Origin of the sequence: Neorhizobium sp. BT27B, from assembly GCF_050455485.1 — a bacterium.
Classification (GTDB): Bacteria; Pseudomonadota; Alphaproteobacteria; order Rhizobiales; family Rhizobiaceae; genus Neorhizobium.
Map to the genome: position 1 here is coordinate 1 of NZ_JBCIYT010000009.1, position 16,931 is coordinate 16,931.

The 16,931-nt window shown below is 59.9% G+C and carries 13 protein-coding genes; 12 read left to right on the top strand and 1 reads right to left on the bottom strand.

The window, feature by feature from the left end:
• Positions 1-317 precede the first annotated feature (317 nt).
• The 5 genes from AAIH70_RS22185 (at position 318) to AAIH70_RS22205 (ending at position 7,982) form a co-directional block, all read left to right on the top strand.
• Positions 318-1,265, top strand: coding sequence for a phosphoribosylaminoimidazolesuccinocarboxamide synthase (locus AAIH70_RS22185; protein WP_132278863.1), 948 nt, complete (start codon positions 318-320; stop codon positions 1,263-1,265).
• 45 nt (positions 1,266-1,310) lie between these two features.
• Positions 1,311-1,913, top strand: coding sequence for a TetR/AcrR family transcriptional regulator (locus tag AAIH70_RS22190; RefSeq protein WP_132278860.1), 603 nt, complete (start codon positions 1,311-1,313; stop codon positions 1,911-1,913).
• 164 nt (positions 1,914-2,077) lie between these two features.
• Entirely contained in the window at positions 2,078-3,262 is a 1,185-nt protein-coding gene (locus tag AAIH70_RS22195; protein ID WP_132278857.1) for an efflux RND transporter periplasmic adaptor subunit, read from the top strand.
• 48 nt (positions 3,263-3,310) lie between these two features.
• Positions 3,311-6,415 (top strand): efflux RND transporter permease subunit, encoded by a 3,105-nt coding sequence (locus AAIH70_RS22200; RefSeq protein ID WP_132278854.1) that lies wholly within the window; start codon positions 3,311-3,313, stop codon positions 6,413-6,415.
• 115 nt (positions 6,416-6,530) lie between these two features.
• Positions 6,531-7,982, top strand: coding sequence for an efflux transporter outer membrane subunit (locus AAIH70_RS22205; protein ID WP_132278851.1), 1,452 nt, complete (start codon positions 6,531-6,533; stop codon positions 7,980-7,982).
• Positions 7,983-8,079: 97 nt separating this feature from the next.
• Here AAIH70_RS22205 and efp read toward each other — a convergent pair whose 3' ends face one another.
• Positions 8,080-8,649 carry an elongation factor P gene (efp, locus tag AAIH70_RS22210; protein WP_132278848.1) on the bottom strand — a complete coding sequence of 190 codons (570 nt, stop codon included), beginning with the start codon at positions 8,647-8,649 and terminating at the stop codon, positions 8,080-8,082.
• A 152-nt stretch (positions 8,650-8,801) separates the two neighbouring features.
• On the opposite strand from efp, the gene epmA reads away from it, so the two are divergent.
• The 7 genes from epmA (at position 8,802) to AAIH70_RS22245 (ending at position 16,920) form a co-directional block, all read left to right on the top strand.
• Positions 8,802-9,866 (top strand): EF-P lysine aminoacylase EpmA, encoded by a 1,065-nt coding sequence (gene epmA, locus AAIH70_RS22215; RefSeq protein WP_132278845.1) that lies wholly within the window; start codon positions 8,802-8,804, stop codon positions 9,864-9,866.
• Positions 9,863-10,909, top strand: a complete 1,047-nt coding sequence (locus AAIH70_RS22220) for a lysine-2,3-aminomutase-like protein (RefSeq protein ID WP_132278842.1) — start codon at positions 9,863-9,865, stop codon at positions 10,907-10,909. The genes epmA and AAIH70_RS22220 overlap by 4 nt, the downstream gene beginning before the upstream one ends.
• Before the next feature lie 161 nt (positions 10,910-11,070).
• The gene (locus AAIH70_RS22225) at positions 11,071-11,322 is read left to right on the top strand and encodes an acyl carrier protein (RefSeq protein ID WP_132278839.1); all 252 of its coding nucleotides are present in this window, start codon (positions 11,071-11,073) and stop codon (positions 11,320-11,322) included.
• A complete protein-coding gene (locus AAIH70_RS22230; RefSeq protein WP_132278836.1) occupies positions 11,322-12,503 on the top strand; it encodes an acyl-CoA dehydrogenase family protein in 1,182 nt (393 codons plus the stop codon). The genes AAIH70_RS22225 and AAIH70_RS22230 overlap by 1 nt, the downstream gene beginning before the upstream one ends.
• Before the next feature lie 40 nt (positions 12,504-12,543).
• Positions 12,544-13,455, top strand: a complete 912-nt coding sequence (locus tag AAIH70_RS22235) for an amino acid--[acyl-carrier-protein] ligase (RefSeq protein ID WP_132278833.1) — start codon at positions 12,544-12,546, stop codon at positions 13,453-13,455.
• Between the two features lie 2 nt (positions 13,456-13,457).
• Positions 13,458-14,432 (top strand): DUF1839 family protein, encoded by a 975-nt coding sequence (locus AAIH70_RS22240; protein ID WP_430035702.1) that lies wholly within the window; start codon positions 13,458-13,460, stop codon positions 14,430-14,432.
• A gap of 37 nt (positions 14,433-14,469) precedes the next feature.
• Positions 14,470-16,920 carry a glycosyl hydrolase 2 galactose-binding domain-containing protein gene (locus AAIH70_RS22245; protein ID WP_430035704.1) on the top strand — a complete coding sequence of 817 codons (2,451 nt, stop codon included), beginning with the start codon at positions 14,470-14,472 and terminating at the stop codon, positions 16,918-16,920.
• Positions 16,921-16,931 lie beyond the last annotated feature (11 nt).

Sequence of the window (16,931 nt, forward strand, 5' to 3'; positions counted from 1 at the left end):
TATGTAGGTTTCTTTAGAACGAAGGACATCGTCGCTAGCAGCGCCGCCGCCCTCGTCAGTGACCGGGTTATAGTCCCACACACATAAAAACGTCAACACACCAAATTCATAAAAATACAAAAATGTGATAAGTAGCTGATTTTTATGGGGTTAATCGAATTTATCTATGTTTCTGTAGCACGAGCATACATTATATACATATAGGCACCTGTAGCGTCACAAAGCTCATGGAGCCGACCCGTATGCAGCATCCTTGTCTCCCGGCAACAAAACATGCGATAGCGGGCCATCATCCATCTTGCGGAAGGTTCTTGCCCGTGCGCGTTCTCAGCGAAGCTTTCATTCCCGAACTGCCGAACCACTATCATGGCAAGGTACGCGAGAATTACGATCTGGCAGACGGTAGCCGCATCATCATCGCAACAGACCGGTTGAGCGCCTTCGACCGCATCATCACCTCGATCCCCGACAAGGGGCACGTACTGACCCAGACGGCACGTTACTGGTTCGAGGCAACCGCCGACATCTGCCCCAATCACGTGATCGCCTATCCCGACCCGAATGTGGTGGTCGGCAAACGTCTGGATATCCTGCCCGTCGAAATCGTGGTGCGCGGTTATCTGGCCGGCACCACGGGCACATCGCTGCTGACGCTCTACAAGAAGGGCGAACGCCGGATGTACGGCCTGACCCTGCCGGATGGCTTGCGTGACAACGAGGTTTTGCCGACACCGGTCATCACCCCGACCAGCAAGGCCTTCGATGGCGGCCATGACGAACCGCTGACGCCGGCCGAAATCATCGAGCGCGGACTGTTGACGTCAGACCAGTGGAAACAGCTTTCGGACTATGCGCTGGCGCTCTTTGCCCGCGGTCAGAAGCTGGCCGCAGAGCGTGGCCTGATCCTCGTCGACACCAAATACGAGTTCGGCACCGACGAAAACGGCACGATCATCCTCGCCGACGAAATCCATACGCCCGACAGCAGCCGTTACTGGATTGCCGACAGCTATGATGAGGCTTTCCGCAGCGGTGGTCGTCCCAGAAGTTTCGACAAGGATTTTGTCCGCGCCTGGGTGGTCGAACGTTGCGACCCCTACAAGGACGAGTTGCCGACGATCCCGCAGACACTGATCGAAGAGACGGCTGCCGTCTACCGAACCGCATTCGAGATGATTACCGGCCGGGTTTTTGAGCCGGATATGGGCGATGGCCCGGTTCTCGAGCGGGTGCGAAAAAACCTGGAAAGCTATTTTCCGAAATAAGGGCGGATTACGTCAGGCAACTGAGGACAAAAGACGAGGGACAGGGTGCGCAGGCCAAGGCGAAAGGCGGAGGAAACCCGCGAAGATATCTTGCAGGCGGCCGAAACCCTGTTTCGCGAACGTGGTATTGCCGGCTGCTCGATCGCCGATATCGCCCAGGCGCTGTCGATGTCACCCGCCAATATCTTCAAACATTTCCATTCCAAGCCCGCTTTGGTGGACGCCATTTGCGAACGCCATATCCATCACCTCGTCGATCGCCTGGCAACACTTGACGAGCAGGCGCCCGCGCCGACCCGCATGGCCCGTGTTGCCTGCAACATCATGGAAGCGCATTTACAGGACATCCGGGAGAACCCGCATCTGTTCGAGATGATCCTGATGGTCTCAAAGGCGAACCTGCCAAGCGCCATGATCTATCGGCAGAAGATCGAGGATCTTTTTGCGGACCTGATCACCCAAGGCATGGCCGCCGGTACCTATCATTGCAAGGATGCAAACGCGGCGAGCCAGCGCGCTTCCGCAGCCTTTGCAAGCATCCTCCACCCGGTGCTTCTGGCCAATGCCGACCTTGGCGAACTGCATGACCGTTGCGACGGGCTTGCCGAACTCGTGAACGCCGCCCTGCAAAATCCGTTTGCCAAGTGACGATTTTGGCATTACGTCACTTTTTTAGAGGTGACCACTGCCAATTTGTTAAGATAATTTAACATTTCGGCAGATGAAACGCGCTTCCGCCGCGGTTTCCGCCATGCCATCATTGTTTTCCCGCGGATCAGCGGGACCCGCAACCATGCCGCCCGGATGACATCATGAATCGTCGCAGCCTTTTGCTTCTCACCATTCCACTGGTCCTTGCCGGCTGCAGTGATTCGGGAAAATCGTCCGGCCAAGCCGGAAATGCAGCGGAAAAGCCGCCGTCACCGGTCAGTATCGTGATCATGAAAAAGCAGGAACAGCCGATCACCCGCGTCCTGCCGGGCCGCGCGGTTGCCTTCCAGACTGCCGAGGTCCGCCCGCAGGTTGCGGGCATGATCAGGGAAGTCGTGTTCAAGGAAGGCAATGAGGTGAAGGCCGGCGATCTGCTCTACAAGATCGACGACAGCAGCTATGCCGCGTCCCTTGCCGAAGCACGAGCAAGCCTTGCCAAGGCGGAGGCGAGCGTACCGACGGCACAATCGAACGTCGTGCGCTATGAGCGACTGGTCAACAGCGGCGCCACCCAGATCGAATTCGAAAATGCCAAAGTGACGCTTCTGCAGGCACAGGCCGACGTCGAGCAGGCAAAGGCGGCGCTGCAATCCGCACAGATCAATCTGGATTTTACCGAGATCAAGGCACCATTTGACAGCGTCACCGACATTTCCAAGGTCGACGTCGGCAATATCGTCACTGCCAACCAGACGACCGCGCTGACGACGCTTCGCCAGCTCGACCCGATCTATATCGACCTCACCGAATCCAGCACCAATCTTCTGGAACTGCGCGCAGCCATTGCTGCCGGCCGCCTGAAGGGCAATCCGAACCAGGCCGATATGCGGCTGAAGCTGGAAGACGGCACCGACTACAACAAGACAGGCCGCCTCGACATGTCGGAACTGGCGGTCAGCGAAACGACCGGCACCTACCAGATCCGCGCGCAGTTCGAAAATCCCGATAATCTGATCCTGCCGGGCATGTATGTGCGCGCCACGGTTACGTTGGGCATGGAATCCGGCTACCTTCTTCCGCAGCGCGCAGCGACCCGCAATGCCCGCGGCGAGCTGTCCGCAAAATTCGTGACCGCCGATAACAAGGTGGAAACCCGGCTTTTCTCGAATGCCCAGGTTTCCGGCAATAACTGGCTGGTGGATACCGACATCAATGAAGGCGACAAGCTGATCGTCGATGGCTTTCAATGGATCGCCGATGGCGCATCTGTAAAGCCCGTCGAAGCGACCGTCGATGACAATGGGCTGGTCACCGAGTCCGAAGCGTCCAAAAAGCCGACGCCCTGACGCCACGCTGTCCGCATTCGCCGAAATCGGTTCGTAAGGTTTATCTGAATGGCCAAGTTTTTTATCCGGCGACCGGTTTTCGCCTGGGCAATCGCAATCGTGATCATGCTGGGCGGTGCGCTCGCGATCACCACATTGTCGATCTCGCAATATCCAGACATCGCGCCGACCACGGTGCGCATCAGTTCGACCTATAACGGCGCCAGCGCCGAGACGGTGGAAAAGTCGGTGACCAGCATCATCGAGGACGGCATGACCGGTCTCGATGACCTGACCTATATGACATCCTCCTCCTCCACCGGCCGTTCGACCGTGACGCTGACATTCGGCAACTCGATCATGCCGGATATTGCGCAGGTGCAGGTGCAGAACAAACTGCAGCTGGTGCAGTCGCAGCTGCCCGACGTGGTACAGAGCCAAGGCATCTCTGTTTCCCGCTCGACCTCCAGCATTCTGATGGTCGGTGCCTTGGTATCGCGAGACAGCAAGCGCAGCTCCGTCGATCTCGGCGACCTTTTTGCGACCTCCATCGAGGATCAGGTGCAGCGTCTGGAAGGTGTCGGCAGTATCAACGTCTTCGGTTCGGGTTATGCCATGCGTGTCTGGCTCGATCCCTTCAAGCTCAACAAATACCAGTTGACGGCTGCCGACGTGACATCCGCCATCGAGGCGCAGAATACCCAGGTTTCCGTCGGTGCGCTCGGCGCCCAGCCGGTGGCGCAAGGCCAGCAGCTGACCGTGACGATGACGGCGCAAAGCCAGCTGACCACGGTGGATGATTTCGAGCGAATCATCCTGAAAGTCGAGCAGAACGGCGCAAACGTGCGACTGAGCGATGTCGCACGTGTCGAGATCGGCCAGGAAAGTTACGGTGGCAGCTCGCGTTATGACGGTTTACCGTCTGCCGGTTTTGCCGTGAACCTTGCGACGGGCGCCAACGCCATCGATACCGCAGCGCTGGTCAAGGGTGAATTGACGCGCGCCGCCGCCGGCCTGCCGGACGGTGTCGAGATCCAGTATCCCTATGACACGACGCCCTTCGTGCAGTTGTCGATCGAAAAGGTCGTGCACACGCTGATAGAGGCGATCGTTCTCGTTTTCGTCGTGCTCCTCGTTTTCCTGCAGAATTTCCGCGCCACGCTGATCCCGATGATCGCCGTACCGGTCGTTCTTCTCGGCACCTTCGGCATTCTGGCGCTCACCGGATATTCCATCAACACGCTCACCATGTTCGCCATGGTTCTGGCGATCGGCCTTCTCGTCGACGATGCCATCGTCGTGGTCGAGAATGTCGAGCGTATCATGGACGAGGAAGGTCTCTCGCCGCTCGAGGCGACGGAAAAGTCGATGGGCGAAATCACCGGCGCCATTATTGGCATTGCGCTGGTGCTGACGGCGGTCTTCATTCCGATGGCATTTTTCGGCGGCTCGACCGGCGTCATCTATCGGCAGTTTTCCATCACCATCGTTTCGGCCATGCTGCTGTCTGCCCTGGTGGCGATCGTGCTGACGCCGGCGCTGTGCGCGACGATGCTGAAACCGGTCGATCACCATAAAAAACAGCGCGGCATCGGCGCCTGGTTCAATCGCAATTTCGACCACGCGACCAACGGTTATGTCGGAAGCGTCGGTTATCTCCTCAAACGCCCGCTGCGCATGGTGGTGATGTTCGCTATCGTCGTCGGCGGCTGTGCATTCCTGTTTACCCGTCTGCCGAGCTCGTTTCTGCCGCAGGAAGACCAGGGCGTGCTGATGACGATCATCCAGACGCCGGTCGGCGCAACGACCGAACGCACGGAAGCGGTCGTCAAGCAGGTCGAGCAATTCTATCTCGGTCAGGAGAAGGACAATGTCGAAGCGGTGTTCGGTGCGCTCGGCTTCTCGTTCAACGGCACGGGCCAGAACAACGCGATCGTCTTCACCAAGCTCAAGGATTTCGATCTGCGTACCGGCAGCGGTCAATCCGCAGCCGAAATCATGCACCGCGCCCAGGCGCATTTCCTGACCCTGCGCGACGCCCAGGTCTTTGCCCTTCTGCCGCCGGCCATTCAGGGGCTGGGCAATTCGGCCGGCTTCTCGATGTATCTGGTCGATAGCGGCAATAACGGCAATGATGCACTGACCCGTGTTTCGCAACAGTTGATCCAGGAAACCGGTACAAACGCCTATATCAGCTCGCTGCGCTCCAACAGCCAGCGCTCCGAAACCCAGCTGAAGATCCTGCTGGATCAGGAAAAGCTGGGGGCCATGGGCGTGGATCTTTCGGCGGTCAATTCCATGCTGGCAACCATTTTTGCCGGCCGTGACGTCAATGATTTCACGCTCAACAACGAGCTGAAGCCGGTTTATGTGCAGGGCGACACGCCCTACCGCATGCAGCCGACCGACCTGAAATACTGGTATGCCCGCAATACTGCCGGCGAGATGGTGCCCTTTTCCAGCTTCAGCAAGCTGGACTGGGTAAGCGGCACGCCGCAGCTTGCCCGGTACAACGGCACCAGCGCGATTTCGCTCGATGGCGCATCCAAGCCGGGCGTCAGCACCGGCGAAGCGATGGATGAGATGGAGCGGCTGGTCGAGGCATTGCCCGGCGGCTACACGGTGGCATGGCAAGGTATTTCCTATCAGGAACGCCTTTCCGGCTCGCAGGCGCCCATGCTTTACGCGCTGTCGATCCTGATCGTTTTCCTCTGCCTGGCTGCGCTTTACGAAAGCTGGTCGATCCCGTTCTCGGTCATCCTTGCCGTTCCCGTCGGTGTTCTCGGCGCGGTCGGTGCAGCCTACCTTCTGGGACAGTCGAATGACGTCTATTTCAAGGTCGGGCTTCTGACGACGATCGGCCTCGCAGCCAAGAACGCGATCCTCATCGTCGAGTTTGCGAAAGACAGGCAGGAAACCGGCATGGGAATGCTTGAGGCTACGCTTGAGGCCGCTAAACTGCGCTTGAGGCCAATCATCATGACCTCTCTCGCCTTCATTCTGGGCGTTGTTCCCTTGGCAATTGCCACTGGCGCAGGCTCCGCAGCGCAGAATGCAATCGGCATTGGTGTGCTCGGGGGTATGCTTTCTGCAACACTCCTCGGAATTTTCTTCGTGCCATCCCTCTTTGTGGTGGTCCGACGGTTATCAAGAGGTAAAAAAACAGTCATTTAACTTGGTGATTTGAATTCGGCGAAAGCCGTTGCGTCCTGTGCGCTTGCAAAGAATGACAAAGCACAAACGACGTGACGGCTGGATGCCGCTTGATCCGTTAGATTAGGAAAAGCACATGGTTTCCATACGCGCAGCGGCTCCGATTGTTATGCTACTGCTGTCCGGATGTGTCGTCGGTCCCGACCACTCCGCACCCGAAATAACGCTTCCGTCGAAGTTTGCCGAAGGCAGCGCCAAGAGCAATGGTGATGTCTCCACCGATCAGTGGTGGACGGCCTTCAGCGACCCCCGTCTCAACAGCTATGTCAAACAGGGCCTCGACCAGAACCTTGACATCCTGCAGGCGATGGAACGCATCAATCAGGCCGAAGCCCAGGTGATCAGTGCCGGTGCCGGTGGCCTGCCTTCGTTGACCCTTGGCACAGCTGCAACGCGCTCGGGTGACAGAGGTCTTCGCGGCAGCCCAAGCACAACGCCGACCCTCAGCGTCAACGGTGGCCTTGAAGGTTCCTGGCTGCTCGACTTCTTCGGCCTCTATCGCCGTTCGAAGGAAGCAGCGATCGCCGAGCTCGGCGCAGCCGATGCCGCCGTCGATACGGCACGCCTGTCGCTGCTGTCGCAGGTCGCGGCCGCCTATATCGACGTTCGTTATTATCAGGAAAGCATTGCGCTTGCCCGCTCGAACCTGAAGTCGCGCAACGAAACCCTGTCCCTGACCCGGCTGCAGCTGGATGCCGGCGCTGCTTCACGCCTTGACGTGGTACAGTCCGAAAGCCTGGTGAACACCACGCTGGCCACTATCCCCAGCCTGGAAACACAGTATCGTCAGGCGGCACATCGTGTTGCAACCCTGCTCGGCATGCCGGCATCCTCGCTGCTCGGCGAGTTGCAGAAGGGCGCACGTCAGCCAGTTGCCCGTTTCAACGCCAAGGCCGGCGTTCCTGCCGATCTCGTGCGCAATCGTCCGGACATCCGCGCCGCCGAACGCACGCTTGCTGCGGCTGTTGCCAATATCGGCGTTGCCGAAGCCAATCTGTATCCGAGCATCAGCCTGAGCGGCTCGATTTCGCCTTCGTATCTTCGCCGTAATGGCGGCTCGGACACGCATCTCCTCAGCTGGTCGTTCGGCCCGGCGCTCAATCTGCCGATCTTCGATGGCGGACAGCTGAGAGCCAACGTCTCGGCCAGCGAATCGGCGGCACGCGAAGCCTATCTCGCCTGGAAGCAGACGGTTCTGGGCGCGGTCGAAGAAGTTGAAAACGCACTGGCCGCGGTTACGCGTGACAGCCGCACGGTTGCTGCCAACCGCGCAACCGTCGCTTCCAGCCAGGAAGCACTGACGCTTGCAACTGCCAGCTATCGTGACGGCGCATCGTCTCTGCTCGATGTTCTGGACGCACAGCGCACGGTCTCGGAAGCACAGTCTAATCTTGCGCAGGCTATCCGCCAGATGGCGCAGGACTATGTATCGCTGAGCGTTGCCATGGGTGGCGGTTATGCCTTCGGCAAAGCTCCGGCCGGCGCCAAGGGCCCGACTGTCTACGCAGCGAAGTCGCTCAAGAAGTAAATCGGGGCGGCGCGGTTTCCGCGCCTCACCTTCTCCAAACGAAAAGGCCCCGGAAGCATGCTTCCGGGGCCTTTTTATATCGGGACTGTAGAGCGGCTTAGTTCTTGGCGCGCTCGACGTAGGAATTGTCTTCCGTGGCGATGACGACGCGGGTGCCGGCATCGATATGTGGCGGGACCGAGGTGCGGATGCCGTTCGACAGCATGGCCGGCTTGTAGGACGAAGACGCCGTCTGGCCCTTCACGACCGGCTCGGTCTCGGTGATTTCGAGAATGACGTGGCGCGGCAACTGGAGGGCAAGCGCGATGCCTTCATGCATGGACAGGATGCAGACCATGCCTTCCTGCAGATAGGCCTTCTGGTCGCCCATCGTTTCGACATCGACAACGATCTGGTCGTAGTTTTCCGGGTTCATGAAGTGAAAACCTTCGCCGTCCTCGTAGAGGAACTGGTGGTTGACGTCTTCAACGAACGCGCGCTCGACCTGCTCGGTCGTGCGCCAGCGCTCCGACACCTTCACGCCATCAACGATGCGGCGCATGTTGACCTGGGTGACCGGCGTGCCCTTGCCCGGGTGAAAGTTTTCAGCCGTGAGAACGACATAAAGCTTGCCGTCGACGTCGATAACGTTGCCCTTGCGGACCGATGAGGCGATGACCTTGACCATAAGACTTCCTTGTAACTCGGCCAGCCACGTCGTAGAGGACTGGCAAAATGGCCGTAGCGATGCTTTTCAGGTTTCCTTGGCCGCGCAACTAACGCAAAATCCGCCAAATAGCCAGCCCCTGTTGGAGCACGGCGCGGCGAAGAGAAACAACCATGACCCGCACCGGTGCATCCACATCTCCCTGGTGGACAAAAAGCGTCCATGCCGACCGTCGCCCTTTTCTGATCGGCCGCAACCGGGTGCAGGCCGCTTTGCGCCAGTTTTTCGGCGCCCAGGATTTTGTCGAGGTCGATACCGCCACGCTGCAGGTTTCTCCAGGCAACGAGGCGCATCTGCATGCCTTTGCCACGCAAGCGCTGACCATCGACGGCCGCGCCGCGCCGCTTTACCTGCACACATCGCCGGAGTTTGCGGCCAAGAAACTGCTGACGGCTGGCGAAAACCGCATCGTCACCTTCGCCCATGTCTATCGCAACCGCGAGCGCGGCCCGCTGCACCACCCGGAATTCACCATGCTGGAATGGTACCGCGTCGGCGAAACCTATGAGCAGTTGATGGCCGACTGTGCCGACATGCTGAAACTAGCAGCCGAGACGACCGGCACGAAACGGTTTACCTTTCGCGGCATGGAGACCGATCCCTTCGCCGAGCCGGAACGGGTGACGCTGGCGCAAACCTTTGAGCGTTTTGCCGGCATAGACCTCCTCTCCTCGGTTTCCGCGACCGGCGAAAACGACCGGGACACTCTGGCTGCGGAGCTGCGACGTGTCGGCCTGAAAGTTTCGGACGACGACAGCTGGGCCGACCTGTTCAGCAAGGTTCTGGTCGAAAAAATCGAACCGCATCTGGGCAATGGCCGCGCCACCATTCTGTGCGAATACCCGGTTTCGGAAGCAGCCCTTGCCCGCCCCTCGCCGCGCGACCCGCGCGTCGCCGAACGGTTCGAGCTTTATGCCTGCGGCGTGGAACTGGCCAATGCCTTTGGCGAACTGACCGATGCCGGTGAGCAGCGCCGCCGTTTTGAGATCGAGATGGCGGAAAAGGCCCGGATCTACGGCGAGACCTATCCGATCGACGAGGATTTTCTCGACGCCCTCGCCTTGATGCCGGATGCCAGCGGTGCGGCGCTCGGCTTCGACCGGCTGGCCATGCTGGCGACCGGTGCGTCGCGGGTCGATCAGGTCATGTGGGCGCCGGTGGCGGAGACTTTTTCGTGACCGCTGTGCGCTCATTGAAGACGCCCGAGGAATTGCTGGCAGCAAACCTCATTGGATCGGAGCGTCTGGAGGCGGTGCGTGCTGTCGCCGACCGCTACGCCATCGCGTTGACACCGACCGTGGCGGCGCTGATCGACCATACGGACGAAAACGACCCGATCGCCCGCCAGTTCGTGCCCGATGGCGCCGAACTGGTGACGACGCCGGAAGAACGTGAGGACCCGATCGGCGATGCCGCCCACAGCCCCGTCAAGGGCATCGTGCATCGTTACCCTGACCGTGTGCTGTTGAAGGCCGTGCATGTCTGCCCGGTCTATTGCCGCTTCTGTTTTCGCCGCGAAATGGTGGGGCCGCAGGGCGATGGAACGCTGGCGCCCGACGAATTGGAAGCGGCGCTCGGTTATATCCGCGACAACCGCCAGATCTGGGAGGTTATCCTGACCGGTGGCGATCCGCTGGTGCTGTCTCCACGCCGGCTGGCAGTAATCATGCGCGGTCTGGCCGAGATCGAACACGTGAAAATTCTGCGCTTTCATACGCGCGTGCCCGTCGTCGAACCCGGCAGGATCGATGACGCCATGATCGATGCGCTAAAGCAAAGCGGCAAGGTGGTTTATGTGGCACTGCATGCCAACCATGCCCGCGAAATGACGCCGCAGGCGCGGGCCGCCTGTGCGCGGCTGGTGGATGCCGGTTTTCCGATGGTGAGCCAGACTGTGCTCTTGAAGGGCGTCAACGACGACCCGGCCGTTCTCGGCGACCTGATGAAGGCCTTTGTTGAGACACGGATCAAACCCTATTACCTGCACCACCCCGACCTTGCCCCCGGCACCGGCCATTTCCGCCTCGATATCGAGGAAGGTCAGAAAATCGTTTCCGCTCTGCGTGGCAATATATCCGGCCTGTGTCAGCCGACCTATGTGCTGGATATTCCCGGCGGCCATGGCAAGGCGGTAATCGGCGAGAATGCGGCAAGACGTGATGGCGGCTGTTATTCGGTCAGCGATTATCGCGGGGAGGCGCATCGCTATCCTCCGGAGTGACGGGCACGCGAAAGGCGAGGAGCCTTATACCGCCCCTTTACTCAAATTCTACAGAATCCCGCATCCAAGATTTCACCAAATTACTTTGCCGTTCCTTAGGCTCTCTTCGCTAAAACCCAAGCATCAATCGATGAACAATTGAATGCGTGGGAGATGTCGAGATGAACGAGACGATTCGCGAATTGCTGGGCCGTGTTGGCGGCCTGCCCGTGGCGGTGACGGATATCACCGATGAGGCGGATCTTTATGCCGCCGGCCTTTCTTCCTTCGCATCCGTGCAGGTGATGCTGGCGATCGAAGAAGCCTTTGATATCGAATTCCCGGATAGCCTTTTGAACCGCAAGTCCTTCGCCAGCATTGCGGCGATCGAAGCAACGGTGGCGCAGATCATCAAGAGCCGCGAGGCCGCCTGATGTCTCTCGCTGCACTCGCCACCGACAATACGCTTAGCACCCGCGCGCACCGCGTGGCGGCAGTCGCAGCAGAATTTGCCGATCGCGTCGATGCGGACGGCCGTTTTCCCAAAGAGGCCGTGGAGGCGATGAAGGCCGAGCGTTTGCTTGGCATTCAGGTGCCATCCGCCCATGGCGGCGAAAGCGCCTCGCTGCTGGAAATCGCCGAGGTCTGCTCGATCCTCGGACAGGCCTGCGCTTCAAGCGCGATGATCTTTGCCATGCATCACATCAAGCTTTCGAGCTTGGTGGAGCACGGCGAGGAAAGCCAATGGCACCTGGGCTTCATGAAGGAAGTGGCCGGACGCCAGCTGCTTTTGGGATCGGCAACGACCGAAGGCGGCATCGGCGGCAACCTGCGCAATTCGATCTGCGCCATCGAGATCGACGGCACCACCTGCCGCCTGACCAAGGACGCGACCGTGATTTCCTACGGTGCGCAGGCCGATGCCATTCTGATTACCTCTCGCGCCAATGCCGATGCAGCCCCGAGCGACCAGGTGATGACCGTGTTCCGCAAGGGCCAGTACACGCTGGAACAGACCCATGTCTGGGATACGCTTGGCATGCGCGGCACCTGCTCGGACGGTTTCCTGTTCAAGGGTGAAGCGCCGGCCGAACAGGTATTTCCAAAGCCGTTTGCCGAAATTGCCGCGCAATCCATGCTCGCGACCTGCCACCTTTTGTGGAGCGGCGTGTGGTTCGGCATTGCCGCCGATGCGGTGTCTCGCGCCCAGAGTTTTGTGCGTGCCGCCGCCCGCAAATCGGCCGGCCAGGTTCCGCCCGGTGCGCTGCATCTGGCCGAAGCGTCCAATCTTTTGCAGCTGGTGAAATCCAACCTGCTTTCCGGCATCGAGACCTATGAAGCCGCGCGTGCCGATGGCGACCGCCTGTCTTCCATGAGTTTTGCCGTCGCCATGAACAATATCAAGATCGCCTCGTCGCAGACGATCCTCGATATCATCAACAAGGCGATGCTGATCTGCGGCATCATGGGCTACAAGAACGGCACGCCCTATAGCCTCGGCCGCCACCTGCGCGATGCGCATTCGGCGCAGCTGATGATTTCCAACGATCGCATCCTCGCCAACAGCGCGACCATGCTTCTGGTGCAGAAACCGGATTTCAGCCTGCTCGGCTGAGATCCACGACCAATCTTTCCTTTTCCTCAGGGGTGACGTGATGGATATGCAGACCTCCTTTCTCGACCGGCTGTTCGATGCCGGCCTGCTGATCGATACCGGTGTGGACGGGCTTTATGGCCGCAGCGGCCAGTTCGAAGACGTGATTGCCGCCTTCGAGCGGCTGATCGACAAGGTGGGCGGTGGTGACGGCGCCGAAGCCATGCGCTTTCCGCCGGGCATGAACCGCGCGTTTTTCGAGACCAGCGGCTACATGAAAAGCTTCCCGCAGCTGGCCGGTACCGTGCACTCGTTCTGCGGCGGCGAACTCGACCACATGAACCTGCTGAAATGCATGGAAGTGGGCGAGGAAGACTGGACCAAGGACCAGAAAGCCACTGACATCGTGCTGACGCCGGCTGCCTGCTATCCGCTCTATCCGACCGTTGCCCGCCGCGGCAACCTGCCGGCCGGCGGTGCGCTGTTCGACCTGCAGAGCTATTGCTTCCGCCACGAGCCCTCCAAAGATCCGGCCCGCCAGCAGCTTTTCCGCATGCGCGAATATGTCTGCATGGGAACGGAACAGCATGTGACCGATTTCCGCCAGAGCTGGATGGATCGCGGTGTCGCGATGATGAAGGTCGTCGGCCTCGACGTCACGATCGACATTGCCAACGACCCGTTCTTCGGCCGTGCCGGCAAGATGATGGTCAACAACCAGCGTGACCAGAACCTGAAATTCGAACTGCTGATCCCGATCAACTCGGCCGCCAACCCGACAGCCTGCATGAGTTTCAACTATCATCAGGACTCATTCGGCACCAAATGGGGCCTGAACCTGGAAGACGGCAGCGTGGCGCATACGGCCTGCGTCGGCTTCGGGCTGGAGCGTATTGCGCTGGCGCTGTTCCATACGCATGGGCTGGATGTCAAAGACTGGCCGGAACACGTGCGCGCAGCACTTTGGGGCTGATCATGACCACTGTCTTCCCGCAGGCCGACCCGGCAAACCATCAGCCGCATGTTCTGCATGCGACTGACCGCATCTGGCCGGAAACCAATTGTTACGTCGACCTGTGGATCGAGGTGCTTTCGGCAGCCGGCCTGCCGCCGGAAGCGATGCTGGGTTTTACGCTGAGCCAGGATTTCGAAGGCGATCAGTTCACCTTCTTCAAGGTGCCTCTGGAAGACCTCGAATCACTCTACGATATCCGCGTCACCGAACTGGCGATTTTCGACCGACCGGAAAACCATGTGCTGGAGCAGATTTCCCGCGGGCGTTTGTGCCTGCTGGAAATGGACAGTTTCTATCTGCCCGACACGCGCGGCCTGACCTATGGCACCGAGCATGGCAAGACGACGGTTGCCATCAACCGGCTGGATGTGGCCGGGCGTAGCATGGACTATTTCCATAATGGCGGCTTCTTCTCGCTTTCCGGCGAAGATTTTTCGGGGATCTTTCAGCATCACCTGACGGAAAAGGATCCGCCTTTCCTGCCCTATACGGAATTTGCAAAATTTCCGGCACGGAAGGTTGAGGCCAGCCATATGCGCGCCGAGGCGGAACGGCTGCTCGGCCGGCATTTTGCGCGTCGACCGGACCATAATCCGGTGCGGGCTTTTGCAAACGTGTTTCCCGCACAGGCGGCAGTATTGGCCGAGCGCGAGTTCGCCTATTTTCACAAATACGCGTTCAACACATTGCGACAGCTGGGCGCGAATTTCGAACTTCTGGCGGCACATCTGATCTGGCTCGACCGGGCTGAACAGGCAACTCACGCGCTGAAGATCGCCGAAACGGCGAAATCCGCGCAATTCGTGCTGGCGCGGGCGCTGGCACGCAAGAAATTCGAACCGCTGGCAACGGCCCTCGACCCGGCGATAGACGCCTGGGATGCGCTGATGGCGGGGCTTGGCGCAGAACTTGCGCACACCCGCGAGGCCGCCTAAGCCATCTCTTACAGCGGCACGGCAATGGGGATGGCGGATGAGGGACGGTGAACGGTTTCTGGCAGACGGCTGGTCGCTGACATTGAGCGATGCCGGGGCCTATGCGACACCCCGTGACATTCCCGAGACTGCCGAGTGGATAGTCGCTCCGGTGCCCGGAACCGTAGCCTCCGCCCTGCGGGATGCGAAAAGGCTCGATGCGGCAAATCCGACCTCACTGGAAAACATCGATGCCTGGTATCAGCTCGATCTGACCAGCGAAGCGGTGGGTGAAGCCGTGCTGCGGTTTGCCGGACTGGCAACGATAACCGAGGTGTATTTCAACGACGAACTGATCCTGACCTCGAAAACCATGTTCGAGGCGCATGACGTGCCCGTCGTTCTGACCGGTAGCGATCGGCTGGCCATGTGTTTTCGCGCCATCGGCCCGCATCTGGCCAAAACCGGCCCACGCGCCCGCTGGCGGCCGAGGATGATGCGTTCGCAGGGTCTGCGTCTGATTCGCACAACGGCGCTGGGGTTTATGCCCGGCTGGTGCCCGGATGTGGTGGCGGTGGGGCCGTGGCGGGCGATTTCTCTTTTGCGCACGGCTGAAAAGGCACGCGATTTTTCCATAATTGCGACGCTGGAGGACGATGGCACAGGTATACTCAGCGTGAGTTTTGCCGCCAGCAGCCCTGCCCCGGATCTGCGGCTTCTCTGCGATGGCCGGGAAGCCGCGTTCGTGTTTGCCGATGGTTACTGCCGCGCCGAGCTGCATCTGCCGGATATAAAACCATGGTGGCCGCAGACCCATGGTGAACCGGCATTGCATGATGTCATCGTCAGCGACGGCAGCGGTGAACACATCATCGGTCGCACCGGTTTTCGGCGCATCGAGGCCGATCGCGGGCACGACGGCAATGATTTTGCCCTTCGCGTCAACGGCGAAAAGATCTTCTGCCGTGGTGCGGTATGGACCTCCGCCGACATCGTTTCTTTGCCCGGTGGACGCAAGGACTACGAGCCGTGGCTGAAACTGGCGGCGGAAGCAGTCATGAACATGATCCGCATTCCCGGCATCGCTGCCTACGAGACGGGCGAATTCTTTCAGCTTTGCGACGAACTGGGCATCATGGTCTGGCAGGACCTCATGTTCGCCAACTTCGATTACCCGGCTAATGATGAATCCCTGTTGATTCACGTGAAATCGGAAGTCGAACAATTTCTGAACGTTACCTCCGCCTCTCCGTCGCTGGCGATCCTGTGCGGCGGCAGCGAGATGTTTCAGCAGGGCGCGATGATGGGCCTGCCGGAGGCCAAATGGAGAAGCGCGCTGGCGACCGGGATTTTGGCGCAAGTCTGCCGCGAAGGGCGACCGGATGCGCCTTACGTTGAAAACTCGCCGAGCGGCGGGGCGCTGCCGTTTTTTCCCAATGCCGGTGTGGCGCATTATTACGGCGTCGGTGCCTATTGCCGGCCGCTTGACGATGCCCGCCGCGCCAATGTGCGCTTTGCCGCCGAATGCCTGGCGTTTTCCAATGTGCCGGATACGGAAACACTGGACCACCATCTTCCTGTGCCGCCCTCGCATGATCCGGGCTGGAAGGCGCGGGTCCCACGCGACGCCGGCACTTCATGGGATTTCGAGGATGTGCGCGAGCATTATCTGAAGGAACTTTATGGTTTCGAGCCATCAAGGCTGCGTTACGAGGACCCCGAGCGCTACCTCGCCTTTTCCCGCGCCGCGACAGCCGAAGTGGTTGAAGCGACCTTCGCCGAATGGCGGCGGCCGGGCTCGAGTTGCAATGGTGCGCTGGTATGGACCCTGCAGGATCTGCTGCCCGGCGCCGGCTGGGGTGTCATCGATGCGACGGGGCGGCCGAAATCGACCTGGCATGCGCTGAAACGGGCGTTTCGCCCGGTACAGGTGGTTCTTTCCGACGAAGGCACCAACGGGCTGGATGTGCATGTCATCAATGACGGCGCATTACCACGTGAACTGGTGGTCGAGCTTGCCTGCCTGCGCGATGGCCGGCAGCCGGTGGTGAGCGGCAACAGGGCGCTGACGCTGGAACCGAGACAGGCCGTGACACTGGCGGCAACCGACTTTTTTGGCGCGTTTTTCGATACGACCTATGCCTATCGTTTCGGCCCGCCCTCGCATGAGGTGACCGTGGCGCGGCTGAAGGATACGGCGAGTGGCGAGATAATCGCTGATGCCTTTCATTTTCCGCTGGGACGGACGCGTGCCCTGCATGCCGCCGCGATCGAGGCGAGCCTTGTGAAGAACGAGGACGGCGGCTGGACGTTGCAGGTGCAGACCGATCGGCTGGCGCAATCGGTTTCGATCAGCATCGAGGGTTTTCGCGCGGCGGAAACGGGATTTCATCTGGCGCCTGGAGCCGCGAAACAGCTGGCATTACTACCGCTTGATGATATTGACGCGAGCGCTTTGCCGAGTGGGTCGATCAGCGCGCTCGGCAGCGGGCTTGTAACCCGCTTCTGACGGCAGTTCGA

Excerpts from the sequence above, each read along its gene's own strand:
- AAIH70_RS22195 (WP_132278857.1), top strand. The coding sequence starts at position 2,078 with ATGAATCGTCGCAGCCTTTTGCTTCTCACCATTCCACTGGTCCTTGCC.
- AAIH70_RS22200 (WP_132278854.1), top strand. The coding sequence starts at position 3,311 with ATGGCCAAGTTTTTTATCCGGCGACCGGTTTTCGCCTGGGCAATCGCA.
- AAIH70_RS22205 (WP_132278851.1), top strand. The coding sequence starts at position 6,531 with ATGGTTTCCATACGCGCAGCGGCTCCGATTGTTATGCTACTGCTGTCC.
- efp (WP_132278848.1), bottom strand. The coding sequence starts at position 8,649 with ATGGTCAAGGTCATCGCCTCATCGGTCCGCAAGGGCAACGTTATCGAC.
- epmA (WP_132278845.1), top strand. The coding sequence starts at position 8,802 with ATGACCCGCACCGGTGCATCCACATCTCCCTGGTGGACAAAAAGCGTC.
- AAIH70_RS22225 (WP_132278839.1), top strand. The coding sequence starts at position 11,071 with ATGAACGAGACGATTCGCGAATTGCTGGGCCGTGTTGGCGGCCTGCCC.
- AAIH70_RS22230 (WP_132278836.1), top strand. The coding sequence starts at position 11,322 with ATGTCTCTCGCTGCACTCGCCACCGACAATACGCTTAGCACCCGCGCG.
- AAIH70_RS22235 (WP_132278833.1), top strand. The coding sequence starts at position 12,544 with ATGGATATGCAGACCTCCTTTCTCGACCGGCTGTTCGATGCCGGCCTG.
- AAIH70_RS22240 (WP_430035702.1), top strand. The coding sequence starts at position 13,458 with ATGACCACTGTCTTCCCGCAGGCCGACCCGGCAAACCATCAGCCGCAT.
- AAIH70_RS22245 (WP_430035704.1), top strand. The coding sequence starts at position 14,470 with ATGAGGGACGGTGAACGGTTTCTGGCAGACGGCTGGTCGCTGACATTG.